Here is a 15,802-nt window from a genome sequence, read left to right as displayed (position 1 = left end):
AAAATGTCAGCTCTTCAGCACGGACGCGCCACCGTCCTTGCCGACAAAGCTCTTCGAGACGAGGTCCGAAATCAACGGCACACGCACAAAAGATGCGAAGCAGCCGGAACGGAAAGGTTCATCCCTGACCCTGTCTAAATCAAGCGGATTATCTTGCAACTCTTTGCAGTGCAAAAATCGTGTAATACGGCCTAAAACAATAGCCGAGGCTAAAACGAAAAAGAGGCCCCAATGGGGCCCCTTCTCAATGTTGCTATGACCGCTGAGGATCAGGCCGAAACGTTGGCCTTTTCTTCCTGCCTGTCGGCATAGATGTAGAGCGGACGTGCGTTGCCCCGCACCACATCGTCGGAAATGACCACTTCGCGAACGCCTTCCAGCGCTGGCAGCTCGAACATCGTGTCGAGCAGGATCTTTTCCATGATCGAGCGAAGACCACGAGCACCCGTCTTGCGGATGATGGCGCGCTTGGCGATCTCGCGCAGCGCGTCCTCGTGGAACGTCAGTTCGACGTCTTCCATCTCGAACAGGCGCTGGTACTGCTTGATCAGCGCGTTCTTCGGCTCCGACAGGATCTGGATCAGCGCATCCTCATCGAGATCCTCGAGCGTTGCCAGAACCGGCAGACGACCGATGAATTCCGGAATGAGACCGAACTTGACCAGATCTTCCGGCTCCAGTTCGCGCAGCACTTCGCCGACGCGGCGATCGTCCGGAGACTGGACGGAAGCACCGAAACCGATCGAGGTCTTCTCGCCACGGGCAGAGATGATCTTGTCGAGACCGGCAAAGGCGCCGCCGCAGATGAACAGGATGTTCGTCGTGTCGACCTGCAGGAATTCCTGCTGCGGATGTTTGCGACCACCCTGCGGCGGAACCGATGCAACCGTGCCTTCCATGATCTTCAGAAGCGCCTGCTGGACGCCCTCGCCCGACACGTCGCGGGTGATCGAAGGGTTGTCCGACTTGCGGGAGATCTTGTCGACTTCGTCGATGTAGACGATGCCGCGCTGGGCGCGCTCGACATTGTAATCCGCCGACTGAAGCAGCTTCAGAATGATGTTTTCCACGTCTTCACCGACATAGCCGGCTTCCGTGAGTGTCGTCGCGTCAGCCATCGTGAAGGGCACGTCGATGATGCGCGCGAGCGTCTGGGCAAGATAGGTCTTGCCGCAACCCGTCGGACCGACGAGCATGATGTTCGACTTCGCAAGCTCGACATCGCCGCCCTTTGAGGCATGCGCGAGACGCTTGTAATGATTGTGGACTGCGACCGACAGAATACGCTTGGCCTGCTTCTGGCCGATGACGTACTCGTCGAGGACCTTGATGATGTCCTGCGGCGTGGGAACGCCTTCACGGGACTTCACCATCGAAGACTTGTTCTCTTCGCGAATGATGTCCATGCACAATTCGACGCATTCATCGCAGATGAATACGGTCGGGCCGGCAATCAGCTTGCGGACCTCGTGCTGGCTCTTTCCGCAGAAGGAGCAATACAGGGTATTCTTGGAGTCGCCGCCGTTGCCGCCGCTGACTTTGCTCATATCACTTTCCTTCCAGCACTCCGCCTATCCGCCTGTCCAGACGGTCGCGGTCAACTTTGTCGCTGTCGACACGCGCGGACGCCATGCCGCGCCTGTCTTCGCTCAAGGGGTACTCTACCGGCCTTAAACTCGCTTTCGCAGGTCCAGAATGACCGGCTGCAACGAAACCCCTAAGACGCCAATGCTATGTCATAAACACTCAACACAGCCTTAATAGGTACTAATAGCGCGTTCCGTGCCACTTGAAACCCCCGAAATCACTCAAATCCGGGTGAGCAGCACGGATGCCACTATTGCCTCAAGACGCCGAAACGCCTTCCATTTCCTGACGCGTGGTCAGGATCTTGTCGACGACGCCCCAGTCCTGAGCTTCGTCGGCGGTCATGAAGTGGTCACGATCGAGGGTTTTTTCAACTTCCTCAAGCGTACGGCCGGTATGCTTCACGTAAACGTCGTTCAGGCGGCGCTTCATCTTCAGAATGTCGCGGGCATGACGCTCGATGTCCGAGGCCTGACCGGTAAAGCCGCCGGAGGGCTGGTGAACCATGATACGCGAGTTCGGCATTGCAAAACGCATGCCCTTCTCGCCGGCGCACAGCAGCAGCGAGCCCATTGACGCGGCCTGACCGATGCAGAGCGTCGACACGGCCGGCTTGATGAACTGCATCGTGTCGTAGATCGACATGCCGGCGGTGACGACACCACCTGGCGAATTGATGTAGAGCGCGATTTCCTTCTTCGGATTTTCAGCCTCGAGGAAAAGCAGCTGGGCGCACACGAGCGACGCCATGTAATCTTCCACCGGACCGGTGACGAAGATGATGCGCTCCTTCAGGAGGCGCGAGTAGATATCGTAGGAGCGTTCACCGCGATTGGTCTGCTCAACGACCATCGGCACCAAGGCCATTGCGGTATCAACTGGATTTCTCATGTCCGTCCTTTGTCAAATGCATCGCCGAAGGCGGCGATGCGCTCCGGAATCATTGGAATGGGTTATCTCCTACATAGAGTGTCACCGCCGGGTACTTCAAGACGGAGAGCCCGATATCCTTAATCGGCTTGGGATGCGCGAGGCTGACCGATAATGCAACAACTCTCATATACCAGAGGCAAAAGAGAAGTATCGACGGCCATCCAAGCATTTTTGATCGAGCAGGGTAAAGCAGATATGAATAAATGACAGCATTCTAATCAAAATAACCGACGCAAAACAGCAACGCAGCCTTAAAGACTTGGCTGCATACTGAAGCGGCCGGGAATGAATGACGGAGCTGGACGTGGATATCTTGACGGGTCTGTTGATCTGGGCCGCTGAAGCGGTGACGCTCGCCGTCCTGCTCTTTTCACGCTGGTACTATGAGCGCGAACCACTTTATCTCAGCTGGGGCAGCGGCTTCGCTGTGCACGGGATTGGCGCAGCTCTGGTCGCAATGCGCGGCGACATCCCGGACTTCGTTTCGATCGAGATCGCCAATACCATGGTTCTTGCGGGTATCGGCCTGTGGGCTGCGGGCCTGATGCAGCTCGACCGCCGGCCCGTTGAACCCTATGTTGGCATTCCGGCCCTGATCTGGATTGCCGGGATGTTTCTCGACCCCGTCCGCGGCGACTTCGCCAGTCGCGCCATCCTTCACCATGTCGCGGCCATGGTCGGTCACGCCATGATCATCGGCATTCTGCTTTACCATCGCGGTCCGCCCAGCATCACCCGTCGCGTGTTTGCCAGCGTCATCGGGATACAGTTCTTCTCCTGCGCGCTGATTGTCCTGATGGTGTTCATCGGTAGACCGGATGCGCTTGTCGATGCGTCGCATTCGCCGTGGCTCTATCTCCCGACGGCTTTCGTCTTTGTCGGCAGCATCGTCTGCGGGGCGCGACTCCTGACCGAGCGGTCCGAGCTGACCCTGAAAGAGCTGGCGCGGACCGACCCGCTGACCGGCGTGCTCAACCGCCGCGGTCTGCTGGAAGAGTTTCACCGGTCGAAGGGCGTTGATGCGGTGGATGGCAGCATGATTGCTTTCATCCAGTTCGATCTCGACGGGTTCAAGCAGATCAACGACGTCTACGGTCATCAGGCCGGCGATGACGTGCTCTCCGCCTTTGCACGGATTGGTGCGGCGGCTCAGCGCGGCCGCGGCTCGTTCGGACGCATGGGCGGCGAGGAATTCGCGTCTATCATCCGCGTTTCCGATATGGTCGAAGCAGCCAGTATCGCAGAGGCCATCCGCTCGACGCTCAGACGGCATCCAATCAGTGTCGGCGAACACAGGATAGCCGTGACGGTCAGCGCCGGCATCTCTCTGTGCTCCACGAAGGACGCCGATATTGACGTGTTGCTAACGGCTGCCGACAAGGCTCTTTACGTGTCGAAGACCAGCGGCCGCGACCGCACCGCCGTTCATACGGATCAGGAAATCATGATCGTACCGTCAACGGATTTTGCGTCCCCAACCCCATTTGCCGCAGAACCTTTCGAAGACATCAGCGTGTCCCAACAGGTGGCGTCGCTGAAACGCATCGTCGTCCTCAGCCAATAGTGCCGTTGCCCACGACCGCCTAAAGTCTTGCAATGGCGCGACAATGCTCCACACTCTCTCCGAGCAAATTCAAAAATGCGGAGAGACATGCCATGCTGAAGCAAATTTCCGGAACTGTTCTCGCCGGTTTCCTGACGATCTCAGTTGCCTCGGCGCAGCAGGCATCGGACACGACCGCGCCGGAAAAGGCATCGGCAGTCACGTCGGCCAAGCGGGTGGAGACGAAGCGCTACATGGTCGCCGCCGCCAATCCGCTCGCCGCGGAAGCGGGTCGCGCCGTCATCGAGAAAGGCGGCAGTGCCGCCGATGCACTGGTTGCCGTGCAGACCGTGCTCGGGCTCGTGGAGCCGCAAAGTTCGGGCCTCGGCGGTGGCGCTTTCCTCGTCTATTACGACGCAGCCTCGCAGAAACTGACAACGTTCGACGGCCGCGAGACGGCGCCGATGGAAGCCACGCCGAAGCTCTTTCTCGACGATCAGGGTCAGCCGTTGAAGTTCATGGCAGCCGTGGTCGGCGGCCGGTCGGTCGGCACGCCGGGCACGGTGCGGCTTCTCGAAACCGTCCACCGCAAATACGGTAAGGCGAACTGGGCGGGATTGTTTACTGCCGCCGAGCGCCTCGCCACTGACGGCTTTGAGGTATCACCCCGGCTCGGCACTCTGCTTGCGGCCGAAAGTGACAAGCTGAAGACCGATGACGCTACGATCCGCTATTTCTTCGACGATGGCGGCGCACCGCTGAAGACCGGCACCCTCCTCAAGAACCCGGCCTATGCCGAAACGCTGCGGACGATCGCTGCCGGCGGCGCAGATGCCTTTTATTCCGGCCCGATTGCGCAGGCGATCGTCAAGGCCGTGCGCGAGGCAAAGGGCAATCCCGGTGTTCTCTCGCTGTCCGATTTCGCCAATTACAGGGTCAAGGAGCGGGAACCCATCTGCCTTGCCTATCGCGCTCTCGATATATGCGGCATGGGCCCCCCCTCCTCCGGCGGCGTCGCCATCGGCCAGATGCTGGGCATGTTGGAGAATTTTGATCTGAAGGGGCTCGGGCCGGACAACGTTGAAAGCTGGAGGCTGATCGGCGATGCGCAGCGTCTGGCCTTTGCGGACCGCGAAAAATACCTTGCCGATCCCGATTTCGTGCCGGCACCGATCAAGGGACTCCTCAAAAAGGAGTACCTCGGCGAACGGGCACGACTGCTCGACACGGACAAGGCGCTTGCCAAGGAAGCCGTGACGGCGGGCGAGCCGACCTGGGATCACGCGCTCCTGTTCGGCCGCGGCGAGGCGATCGAACTTCCCTCCACCAGCCATATCTCAATCGTCGACAAGGACGGCAACGTCGCCAGCATGACGACGACGATCGAGAACGGTTTCGGATCGCGGCTGATGGTCAACGGGTTCCTGCTCAACAACGAACTCACCGACTTTTCCTTCAAGACGCATGATGGCAGCCTGCCGGTCGCCAACCGCGTCGAGCCGGGCAAACGCCCCCGCTCCTCGATGGCGCCGACGATCGTGATGAAGGACGGCAAGCCGCTGATGGCCATCGGGTCGCCCGGCGGCAGCCAGATCATCGGATATGTGGCGCAGGCGCTGGTCGCCTATATAGACTGGGGCATGCCGGTGGAGCAAATCGTCGCCCAGCCGCATCTGATCAACCGTTTCGGGACATACGATATCGAAGCCGGAACGCGGGCCGAGACGCTGATGGAGCCGCTGAAGTCACTCGGCTACGAGGTGAAGGCCGGCGAAATGACGTCTGGCCTGCAGGCGATCGAGATCACCGACCGGGGACTTGCGGGAAGTGCCGATCCGCGGCGCGAGGGTATCGCGACCGGCGAATGACGGGCTTTCGTGGGACCGCGGATTGAGTTACCCATTCCGCATGACCGCGATCCCCGATTTCCTCCGCATCGATACCGATACCCGCCGCGTCTCGCTGGATGGCCGCAACCCGGCCTTCTACAGTGACCCGAACCGCGTCTACGGGCTTTTGCATCAAAACTGTCCGACGTTCTTCTGGGAGGAGCAGCGGCAGTGGTTCTTCACAGGTTATGACCATGTGAACCTCCTTCTCCGCGATCGCCGATTCGGCCGGCAGATCCTGCATGTCGCAAGCCGCGAGGAACTCGGTCTCCCGGAGCCGGAAGCGCATCTTGCGAATTTCGACCTTGCCGAACGATACTCGCTGCTGGAGATCGAACCGCCGGAACATACGCGGCTGCGGACAATGGTAAACCGCGCCTTCGTGTCCCGCCATATCGAGAAGCTGAGGCCGGAGATTACCAAGCTTGCGGAGCGGCTGATCGACGCGTTCGACGGCCAAGGCCGGGTGGAGCTGCTCTCGGCCTTTGCCGACATCATTCCCGTGACGATGATCGCCCGGATGATCGGCATTCCGGACGACATGGGGCCGCAATTGCTCAAATGGAGCCATGCCTATGTCGGCATGTACATGTTCAAGCGCTCGCGGGAAGACGAACATGCGGCGGACCGCGCCGCTGCGGAATTCGCGGCCTATGTGAAGACGCTGATCTCCGAGCGCCGGCGTGAACCGCGCGAAGACCTGCTCACCCACATGATCCATACGGAGCACAAGGGCCAGTATCTGACCGACGACGAACTCGTCTCGACCACGATCGTGCTCTTGAACGCTGGCCACGAGGCGACCGTGCACCAGATCGGCAATTCGGTTCGGGTGATTCTGGAAAGCGGGCTTTCGCCGGCCGAGCTCTTCCGCGACGAGGCCGCGACGGAGCGGACGGTGGAAGAGACGCTGAGGCTGTGCGCGCCCGTCCATATCTTCCAGCGCTGGGCCCTTGAGGACGCGGAGATCGACGGTGTGTCGCTGAAGCGCGGCGACAAGGTGAGCCTGATCCTCGCCGCCGCCAATCTCGACCCGAAGAAATTTTCAGAGCCGCTGGTGTTCAAGCCGGATCGTCAGGAAGGCCAAAACCTGTCCTTCGGCGCCGGTATTCACTTCTGCATCGGCGCACCGCTGGCGCGGCTGGAACTGAATACCGTTCTGCCCATCCTGTTTCGCCGCCTGCCCGGCCTGAAACTGGCCGGGGTACCGACGGTCAAGGACGTCTACCATTTTCACGGGCTAGAGCGGCTCGATCTGGTCTGGTGATAGGAGCAACCGGAGGATCTGCCGTCAGGTTCAGAGCCTGATGACGTAATCCTTGCGGGTCGTCTCCACCACTTCCCAGGTGGCAACCAGACCTGGCCGCAGAACCATGCTGTCGCCGGCCTTCAGATGCAGCGGTTCGCCGCCTTCTTCGGTGATGATCGAGTAGCCGAACTGGATGTGGAAATATTCCCACTCGTCATAGACGATCTTCCACTTGCCCGGTGTCGCTTCCCAGACGCCGGCATAGATCCCGCCTTCGGCCTCCTCGAAATTCCAGGTCAGGAATTTCGGATCGCCGAAGATGACGCGGTCGGGAGCCGGAGCGCCCTCCTCCGGTTCAATTGCGGTCAGATCGAATGTCAGCCAGTTCTTCATGAGTGTCTCAAGTCCTTGCTAATGCTTGGTCGAGGTCGGAGAGCAGGTCTGCCACATCCTCGATGCCAACAGACAGGCGAACCACGTCAGGTCCGGCACCGGCGGCGATCTGCTGCTCTTCGGTAAGTTGCCGGTGGGTGGTCGATGCCGGGTGGATGACCAGCGAGCGGGTATCGCCGATATTGGCGAGATGCGAGAAGAGCTTAAGGCTCTCCACGAAGATCTTGCCGGCCTCATAGCCGTTCTTCAGGCCAAAGGTGAAGACAGCGCCTGCGCCATTCGGCGAATAGCGCTGCTGCAGAGCATTGTTCGGGTCGTCAGGCAGGCCGGCATAGTTCACCCATCCAACCTTCGGATGGCGGCTCAGCCATTCAGCAACGGCAAGCGCGTTGTCGCAGTGCCGCTGCATCCTCAGTGAAAGTGTCTCGATCCCCGTCTGGATCTGGAACGCGTTGAAGGGCGAGATGGCCGGCCCGAGATCGCGAAGGCCAAGCACGCGGGCGGCGATCGCAAAGGCGATGTTGCCGAAGGTTTCGTGCAGCACCATGCCTGAATATTCTGGCCGCGGCTCTGATAGTACCGGGTAGCTGCCGGAGCGCGACCAGTCGAACGTGCCGCCGTCGACGATGATGCCGCCCATGGAGTTGCCGTGGCCGCCGAGAAATTTGGTGAGCGAGTGCACGACGATATCGGCGCCGTGTTCGAGAGGCCGGACGAGATAGGGGCTCGCCATCGTGTTGTCGACGATCAGCGGGATTCCGAAACGCTGGGCCACCTCCGAAATCGCCGCGATATCGACGAAGGTGCCGCCGGGGTTTGCCAGGCTTTCGACGAAAATCGCCTTGGTGCGATCGTCGATCTCGTTTTCAAAACTTTCCGGAACGGCGCTATCGGCCCAGCGCACCTGCCAGCCGAAATTCTGAAACGCGTTGCCGAACTGATTGATCGAACCGCCATAAAGTTTGCGCGCCGCGACAAAGTTGTCACCGGGCTGCATGACCGTGTGGAAGACCAACAACTGCGCTGCATGGCCGGACGCGACGGCAAGGGCTGCCGTGCCGCCTTCGAGCGCCGCCACCTTTTCCTCCAGCGCGGCCTGCGTCGGGTTCATGATGCGGGTATAGATGTTGCCGAATTCCTTCAGCCCGAACAATGCGGCTGCATGTTCGGTATCCTTGAAGACGAAGGACGTCGTCTGATAGATCGGCACCGCCCGGGCGCCGGTCGTCGGATCGGGCTCGGCGCCGGCATGAACAGCGAGCGTTGAAAATCCGGGATTGCCGGAACTGCGTGAATTCGGGTTGGCCATGCCGGTCTCCTCTAGGGTCGTTTCATCACAGCAGAGCCTGCGGGCCGACGGCGATCAAGAAATATCGTTGCAGCATTCGCACCGATTGCGAAAAGAGTCCGCGAAATCAATCCGCGAATTACCTGCCCCGCTCCCTTACCCTATCCGAGAAGACGGGCAAGCCTCGGATATTCGATCGCCGGGCAGCGATCCATGATTACCTGGATACCGGCAGCCTCCGCCTTGACTGCGGCCTGATCGTCGCGGACGCCAAGCTGCGCCCATATGACCTTGGGCAGCTGATCCAGCGCCAGCGCTTCGTCCACCACACTATCCAGATATTCCGAAGCGCGGAACACATCGACCATATCGACGGGTTCGGGCACATCCGCGAGGCTCGCATAGACCTCCCGACCAAGGATCTGCTTGCCGGCCTGGCCCGGATTGACCGGAAACACCCGGTAGCCTCGCTGCAGCAGAAATCCCATGACGCGGTTGCTGGGCCGGTCGGGATTGGAGGATGCGCCGACCAGCGCAATCGTCTTCGTGCTTTTCAAGACGCCAGCGATGACGTCGTCGTCATACCGATCGTGAGCCATGGTTCTAATCTCCTCATGCAGTCACCTGGACATAGGAAAGCAATGGAAATCTTCCAACTCGGTTCCGGAATCACGCTTTCCACCAGCCAGGCGTTCCGCCTGCTGCGGCTCAAACGAAGGTATCCCTTCTCAAGAAGTCGTGTAAGAGACGAAACACCCGGCGATTATTTGTGAGGTATTGTTGTACCTCATCAGTAAGTCGTTCTAAACGTTGAGCTATTTTTCTGACCGCTCCGGGCCGGCTGCTTGACGCTTTTTAGGCTCCGTCGTATAAGCCGCCCAGATCGCGGACCTCTCCAAGGCCCGCTTTCTTTTTTGTCGGCATAGCCGAGCAAATCAAGCAACAAAAAACGCCCTTACGGCCGGTCTTCCGGTGGTCTTGGGTTCAGATGAGAGAGAAAAACAATGTCAACCTTCGTTCAGAAGCCTGCAGAGGTGGAGAAGAAGTGGATCATCATCGATGCCGAAGGCCTCGTTGTCGGTCGCCTCGCCACCCTCGTTGCCAATCGCCTTCGCGGCAAGCACAAGGTCACCTACACACCTCACGTCGACGACGGTGACAATGTCATCATCATCAACGCTGAAAAGGTTGTCCTGACCGGCAAGAAATACACAGACAAGAAGTACTACTGGCACACCGGTTACCCGGGTGGCATCAAGGAGCGTACTGCACGCGCCATCATCGAAGGCCGCTTTCCTGAGCGCGTCGTCGAAAAGGCGATTGAGCGTATGATCCCGCGCGGCCCGCTCGGCCGTCGCCAGTTGAAGAACCTGCGTGTATACGCCGGCTCCAACCATCCCCATGAAGCACAGCAGCCGGTCGCTCTCGACGTGGCATCGCTGAACAGCAAGAACGTAAGGAGCGCCTGATCATGGCCGATCTTTCCTCTTTGAAGGACCTCGCTCCGGCTGAAAGCCAGGCACCGGTTCACGTCCGCAAGGTCGATGCACAGGGCCGTTCCTATGCAACCGGCAAGCGCAAGAACGCGATTGCCCGCGTTTGGGTCAAGCCGGGCTCCGGCAAGATCATCATCAACGGTCGCGACTTCTCGGCGTACTTCGCCCGTCCGGTTCTGCAGATGATCCTTCAGCAGCCGCTGGTTGCCGCTGCCCGCACAGGTCAGTTCGACATCATTGCCACCGTCACCGGTGGTGGTCTTTCCGGTCAGGCCGGTGCCGTTCGTCACGGCGTCTCCAAGGCCCTCACCTACTTCGAACCAGGCCTGCGCCCGGTTCTGAAGAAGGGTGGCTTCCTGACCCGCGACAGCCGCGTCGTCGAGCGTAAGAAGTACGGTAAGGCGAAGGCCCGCCGGTCCTTCCAGTTCTCGAAGCGCTAATCGCTTCAAGACTTTGCATTTCGAAAGGCGGGGCTTCGGCTCCGCCTTTTTCGTTTCCGGCTTTCTTCTGTCCAGCTCTTGTCATCCCGGCACTCCCACTGCACTTTCTCTGCGATCCGGGAGAATGCAATGGCTTCAAAATCCATCGACAATGCCTTTACCGCCAAGTCCCTGCGCGATGCTGCCACCGACCCGACCTATGCGGGAGCGCTGTCCTTCATGCGGCGGCGCTATACCAAGGATCTCATTGGCGCCGATGCGGTCGTCCTCGGCATTCCCTTCGATGCGGCGGTCTCCAATCGGCCGGGCGCGCGGTTCGGACCCCAGGCCATTCGCCGGGCTTCGGCGATCTTCGACAACGACCCGCAATATCCGTTCTCGCGTGATCTCTTCGAAGCCATGTCGGTCATCGACTATGGTGACGTCATGCTCGACTACGGTCATCACTGGAAGACGCCGCGGCTGATCGAGGCGGAGGCGACGAAGATCATCGAGTTCGGGCGCGTTTCTGCTGTCGCTCGGCGGCGATCATTTCGTCACCTGGCCGCTCTTGAATGCGCATGCGGCCCGCCACGGTCCCCTCGCCCTCGTGCATTTCGATGCCCATCAGGACACCTGGAGCGACGATGCGGACGAGGCCGGCGAGATCGAACGGATCGACCACGGCTCGTTCGTGGCGCGCGCCGTGCGACAGGGCGTGATAGAGCCTGAGCATTCGATCCAGATCGGCATCCGCACCCATGCACCTGAGGATTTCGGCATCAGGATCATGCCGGGCCATGAGGTGGAGGACCTGAGCGCCCAGGCCATCGCCGACGCGATCCTTGCTCATGTCGGCGACCGCCCGTGTTACCTCACCTTCGACATCGACTGCCTGGACCCCGCCTTTGCGCCCGGTACAGGAACGCCCGTTGCCGGTGGTCCGTCGAGTGCAAAAATCCTGTCGGTGCTGCGCAAACTCGGCGCCCTCGAGATCTGCGGCGCCGACGTGGTGGAAGTGGCGCCGGCCTATGACCACGCCGATATCACCGCCATTGCCGGAGCAACGGTTGCGATGTATATGCTTGGCCTGCGCGCGGAGCGACTTTCCGCCCGCTGACACATTGAATCAAGCAGCTGGCAAACTGATTCCGGCTCTCACCCCAAGGCACTGACATTTCAGGGATAATGACCATGACGGCAAAGATCTTCATCGACGGCGAACACGGCACGACAGGGCTGCAGATCCGCACCCGTATGGCCGACCGCCGCGACGTCGAGCTCCTGTCGATCCCGGAAGCCGAACGGCGCAACGCGGCGATGCGCGAGGACCTGCTCAACAGCGCCGATATCGCGATCCTGTGCCTGCCGGACGAGGCTTCGAAAGAAGCCGTGACGATGCTTGCCGGCAACAACAACGTGCGGGTGATCGACACCTCCACTGCCTACCGCGTCGATCCGAACTGGGCCTATGGTTTTGCCGAGCTGGACAAGGCGCAGGCCGACAAGATCAAGGCTGCCCGCAACGTCGCCAATCCCGGCTGCTATCCGACCGGTGCTATCGCGCTGCTGCGTCCGCTGCGCGCTGCCGGTCTTCTGCCCGACGGCTACCCGGTCTCGGTCAATGCAGTGTCCGGCTATACCGGCGGCGGCAAGCAGCTGATCGGCCAGATGGAAGATGCGTCACGCGAGGACGCGATCTCCGCCAACAACTTTCTCTACGGCCTGACGCTGAAGCACAAGCACGTGCCCGAGATGAAGGAACACGGCCTGCTCGATCGCGCGCCGCTGTTTTCGCCATCCGTCGGACGCTTCGCGCAGGGCATGATCGTACAGGTGCCGTTGTTCCTCGAAGACCTCAAGGATGGTGCCACAATCGAGAGCATTCATAGCGCCCTCGTCGCCCACTATGCGGGTCAGGATATCGTCACCGTCGTGCCGCTAGAGGAAAGCGCCAAGCTCGCCCGCGTCGATGCCGAGGAACTGGTCAACACCGACAGGATGAAGCTGTTCGTGTTCGGCGCGGCTGGCAGCCCGCATGTCAATCTCGTGGCGCTGCTCGACAATCTCGGCAAGGGTGCCTCCGGTGCCGCCGTCCAGAACATGGACCTGATGCTGTCGGCCTAAAGCATTCAGAATTTGAAATCAGAGCCGCGGTGAACTCAGTTCACCGCGGCTTTTCTGTCTTCAAGCGGGTACTCGCCGATGTAGCCGCGCCAGTGGGTGATGGCATAGCCGAGGACAACAAGGGCGCCGCCCTGATGCGCAAGCGCCAGATCGAGCGGCACCTGATAGACCAGCGTCAGGATGCCGATCACGGCCTGCAGACAGACCAGCAGGAACAGGATGACGGCGCGGCCCGTATGGACCGAACCCGGTGCTTTGGACAGTGACACGATCATGTGGATCAGTGTTGCGGCCAGAAGCACATAGGCGCCGCAGCGGTGGACGAACTGCACCGTCTTCGGGTTCTCGAACAGATTGATCCACCAGGGATCGCGCAGGAAGAGGTCGGCCGGAACGAAGGCGCCATCCATCATCGGCCAGGTATTGTAGCTGAGGCCGGCGTCCAAGCCCGCGACGAGTGCGCCGAGATAGATCTGGAACAGCGCCAAAAACGCGAGGCCTCCAGCCGCGATATAGGAGTGACGCGTCGGGGCCGCCCCCTGCTTCTGGGGCGTGAGGCCGCGCATGATCCAGACGCAGGCGGAAAAGATAAGACAGGCGATGACCAGATGTGTGGCGAGCCGGTATTGCGACACGCTGACGAGCTTGGTGAGGCCCGACGACACCATCCACCAGCCGACAAAACCCTGAAATCCGCCAAGTGCGAGCGTGCCGACCAGCGGCCAGCGCAGGCGTTTCTCGATGCGACCGGTCACCCAAAAGAAGATCAGCGGCACGGCGAAGACGAGACCGATCGAGCGCGCCAGGAAACGGTGCGCCCATTCCCACCAGAAGATCGTCTTGAACTCGTCCACCGTCATGCCGGCATTGACCAGCTGGTATTGCGGGATGCGCTGATAGAGCTCGAACTCTTCCTGCCATTCTGCCGCATTGAGAGGCGGAATGACGCCGTGGATCGGTTTCCATTCAGTGATCGACAGACCCGAATCGGTCAGCCGGGTCGCGCCGCCCACAAGGACGAGGCAGAACAGCACGAAGACGACGAAGCCGAGCCAGATGCGGACCGATTTGCGGTCGCGCACGCGGCGTCTTGCTGCGGGATGGATGACATCGATGATGACGCTATCAGTCGCCGACATGCGGAAACTCCTGTCGCTCGAAGAAAGATTAGCCTTGCAAGCGCTTGAGAGCACCATGCGGGCGGTAATCTTTCCGCTCCTGGCGTTGATTTGCCCCAAGGACACGTGCAAAACAAGCCCCGATGCTTTGCGGCATCGCGTCGCGGGAGGAGAAACGTGTTGGTCCCACGCCTGAGAAGTTTCATCGGCACGATCATGATCATCGTGCTCGTCATCGTCTACGCGCTGGCCGCAACCACGGTCGCGACGCTGTTGCTCGCGACATCGCCGTGGTGGGTGCATTTCCTCTACTTCCTGCTGTCGGGGCTTTTGTGGATCCTGCCCGCCATGCTGATCATCAAGTGGATGGCGGGCGCAAGGCCGAAAGCCTAGGTTTCGCCTGGGTTCACCCCGCATTAACCAGCCGTGATAGTATTGGCGGTGGGCGACACAGCAATAAACAGATTGTTGGTGCACGCTGCCTATTCTCCCCGCTCGAAAGACAGCGGAGCGCGTCATGCAAACCTCGAGACTGATTGAAGAGCTTGCGCCGGCAGGGACATCGGGATCGCCTTCCCGTGCGACTGTCGCGTTGCGTTTCGCGCAGATCGAAATGGCAGTCACGACGGACATGGCGGATCTGAAGTCCGACTGGCACCGTCTGCAGGCGATCAAGCTCAATTCGCTGCATCAGGGTTTCGACTGGTGCGAAGCCTGGGCGAACTCCCACGGTCGCGCGCTTGCGGTCGTCGTCGGTCGTATCGACGGTCGCGCCGTGTTTATCCTGCCGCTCGATATCGTGCTTGAAAAAGGCATCCGCGTCGCCCGCCTCCCCGGCAACCATTACAACAATCTCAATACCGGCCTGTTCGATCCGGCACTCGAGGTGGCTTCCGCTGCCGAGCTGAAACCGTTCCTGCACATGCTGCGCACGACGCTTTCTCCTTACGCCGATCTCGTGGTGCTCGATTGCGTGCCGCTCTCCTGGCGCGGCAGTCGGCATCCGCTGAGTGCGCTTGCGACGACCGAGAACCAGAACCATTCGTTTCAGCTGCCGCTTTTTCCGAATTTCGAGACGACGCTGGCGCAGCTCAACGCCAAGACGCGGCGCAAGAAATTCCGCTCACAGAGCCGCAAGATCGAAGCGGCCGGCGGCTATGACCATGTGATCGCGCTAGACGCGGACGAAAAGCACGCGCTGCTCGATACGTTCTTTCGCCAGAAGGCGGCGCGGCTGAAAATGTTCGGCCTGCCCGATGTCTTCCACGCGTCCGAGATCCGAGAGTTTTTCCATCGCCTGATGGACGCGCCGAGTGATGGGACAGACACGTCGCTCACCCTTCACGCGATCCGTATGCGGGGTGAGCACGAGGGCCATGTCGTGGCGATTGCCGGCGTGTCGCGCAAGGGCGACCATGTGATCTGCCAGTTCAGCTCCATCGACGACAGCATCTGCCCGGAGGCAAGCCCCGGCGAGTTGCTGTTCTGGCTGATGATCGAGAAAAGCTGCCGCGAAGGCGCGGCGCTGTTCGATTTCGGCGTGGGCGACCAGCCCTACAAGCGCAGCTGGTGCAGCCAGGAAACCGTGCTGCACGATATTCTCATCGCCATCACACCGAAGGGGTCTGTCCTCAAACCGCTGATGGTTCTGGCAACGAGGGCGAAGGCTGCGGTGAAGCACAACCCGCGCCTTTACACTCTTTTGCAGAAACTGCGGGCCGCCAAAACGAACAAGGCGGCCTGAAAGCCGCCTTGTAGAT

Annotated in this window: 14 protein-coding genes and 1 pseudogene; 9 read left to right on the top strand and 6 right to left on the bottom strand. The window is 60.4% G+C overall.

Annotated features, from left to right (window positions below; translation table 11 throughout):
• Positions 1–269: 269 nt before the first annotated feature.
• Positions 270–1,547: an ATP-dependent Clp protease ATP-binding subunit ClpX gene (gene clpX / locus ACQY1K_RS06080; RefSeq protein WP_062453247.1), complete on the bottom strand. Its 1,278-nt coding sequence runs from the start codon at positions 1,545–1,547 to the stop codon at positions 270–272.
• A gap of 298 nt (positions 1,548–1,845) precedes the next feature.
• Positions 1,846–2,478: an ATP-dependent Clp endopeptidase proteolytic subunit ClpP gene (gene clpP, locus ACQY1K_RS06075; protein ID WP_062453248.1), complete on the bottom strand. Its 633-nt coding sequence runs from the start codon at positions 2,476–2,478 to the stop codon at positions 1,846–1,848.
• A gap of 346 nt (positions 2,479–2,824) precedes the next feature.
• On the opposite strand from clpP, the gene ACQY1K_RS06070 reads away from it, so the two are divergent.
• From ACQY1K_RS06070 to ACQY1K_RS06060, 3 genes are all read left to right on the top strand, one after another.
• Positions 2,825–4,084 (top strand): GGDEF domain-containing protein, encoded by a 1,260-nt coding sequence (locus tag ACQY1K_RS06070; RefSeq protein ID WP_430258530.1) that lies wholly within the window; start codon positions 2,825–2,827, stop codon positions 4,082–4,084.
• 92 nt (positions 4,085–4,176) lie between these two features.
• On the top strand, positions 4,177–5,931 hold the full coding sequence (gene ggt / locus ACQY1K_RS06065; RefSeq protein WP_430258529.1) for a gamma-glutamyltransferase: 1,755 nt from the start codon (positions 4,177–4,179) through the stop codon (positions 5,929–5,931).
• Between the two features lie 40 nt (positions 5,932–5,971).
• On the top strand, positions 5,972–7,219 hold the full coding sequence (locus tag ACQY1K_RS06060) for a cytochrome P450 (protein WP_430258934.1): 1,248 nt from the start codon (positions 5,972–5,974) through the stop codon (positions 7,217–7,219).
• Between the two features lie 30 nt (positions 7,220–7,249).
• On the opposite strand, the gene ACQY1K_RS06055 is transcribed toward ACQY1K_RS06060, so the two are convergent.
• The 3 genes from ACQY1K_RS06055 to ACQY1K_RS06045 form a co-directional block, all read right to left on the bottom strand.
• Positions 7,250–7,594, bottom strand: coding sequence for a cupin domain-containing protein (locus ACQY1K_RS06055; protein ID WP_325261088.1), 345 nt, complete (start codon positions 7,592–7,594; stop codon positions 7,250–7,252).
• Positions 7,595–7,601: 7 nt separating this feature from the next.
• Positions 7,602–8,903, bottom strand: a complete 1,302-nt coding sequence (locus ACQY1K_RS06050; RefSeq protein WP_430258528.1) for an O-acetylhomoserine aminocarboxypropyltransferase — start codon at positions 8,901–8,903, stop codon at positions 7,602–7,604.
• Positions 8,904–9,043: 140 nt separating this feature from the next.
• A complete protein-coding gene (locus tag ACQY1K_RS06045; RefSeq protein WP_430258527.1) occupies positions 9,044–9,481 on the bottom strand; it encodes a CoA-binding protein in 438 nt (145 codons plus the stop codon).
• A gap of 405 nt (positions 9,482–9,886) precedes the next feature.
• On the opposite strand from ACQY1K_RS06045, the gene rplM reads away from it, so the two are divergent.
• The 4 genes and pseudogenes from rplM to argC all read left to right on the top strand — a co-directional run bounded on the left by rplM (position 9,887) and on the right by argC (position 12,924).
• On the top strand, positions 9,887–10,351 hold the full coding sequence (gene rplM / locus ACQY1K_RS06040) for a 50S ribosomal protein L13 (protein WP_062453255.1): 465 nt from the start codon (positions 9,887–9,889) through the stop codon (positions 10,349–10,351).
• 2 nt (positions 10,352–10,353) lie between these two features.
• Positions 10,354–10,818, top strand: coding sequence for a 30S ribosomal protein S9 (gene rpsI, locus ACQY1K_RS06035; protein WP_062453256.1), 465 nt, complete (start codon positions 10,354–10,356; stop codon positions 10,816–10,818).
• 129 nt (positions 10,819–10,947) lie between these two features.
• Positions 10,948–11,917 (top strand): annotated as a pseudogene (gene speB / locus ACQY1K_RS06030) (agmatinase).
• Positions 11,918–11,991: 74 nt separating this feature from the next.
• Entirely contained in the window at positions 11,992–12,924 is a 933-nt protein-coding gene (gene argC, locus ACQY1K_RS06025; RefSeq protein ID WP_430258526.1) for an N-acetyl-gamma-glutamyl-phosphate reductase, read from the top strand.
• Positions 12,925–12,959: 35 nt separating this feature from the next.
• Here the strand turns inward: argC and ACQY1K_RS06020 are convergent, their stop codons facing one another.
• Complete coding sequence (locus ACQY1K_RS06020) at positions 12,960–14,063, bottom strand: COX15/CtaA family protein (RefSeq protein WP_430258525.1); 1,104 nt, start codon at positions 14,061–14,063, stop codon at positions 12,960–12,962.
• 159 nt (positions 14,064–14,222) lie between these two features.
• Between ACQY1K_RS06020 and ACQY1K_RS06015 the strand changes: the two genes are divergently transcribed.
• Positions 14,223–14,435 carry a DUF2842 domain-containing protein gene (locus tag ACQY1K_RS06015; RefSeq protein WP_113111053.1) on the top strand — a complete coding sequence of 71 codons (213 nt, stop codon included), beginning with the start codon at positions 14,223–14,225 and terminating at the stop codon, positions 14,433–14,435.
• A 124-nt stretch (positions 14,436–14,559) separates the two neighbouring features.
• Positions 14,560–15,786 carry a GNAT family N-acetyltransferase gene (locus ACQY1K_RS06010; protein ID WP_430258524.1) on the top strand — a complete coding sequence of 409 codons (1,227 nt, stop codon included), beginning with the start codon at positions 14,560–14,562 and terminating at the stop codon, positions 15,784–15,786.
• Positions 15,787–15,802: the final 16 nt, after the last annotated feature.

Source organism: Neorhizobium sp. IRS_2294 (assembly GCF_050500145.1).
Classification (GTDB): domain Bacteria; phylum Pseudomonadota; class Alphaproteobacteria; order Rhizobiales; family Rhizobiaceae; genus Neorhizobium; species Neorhizobium soli.
This window is presented reverse-complemented; position numbering and strand designations above follow the sequence as displayed.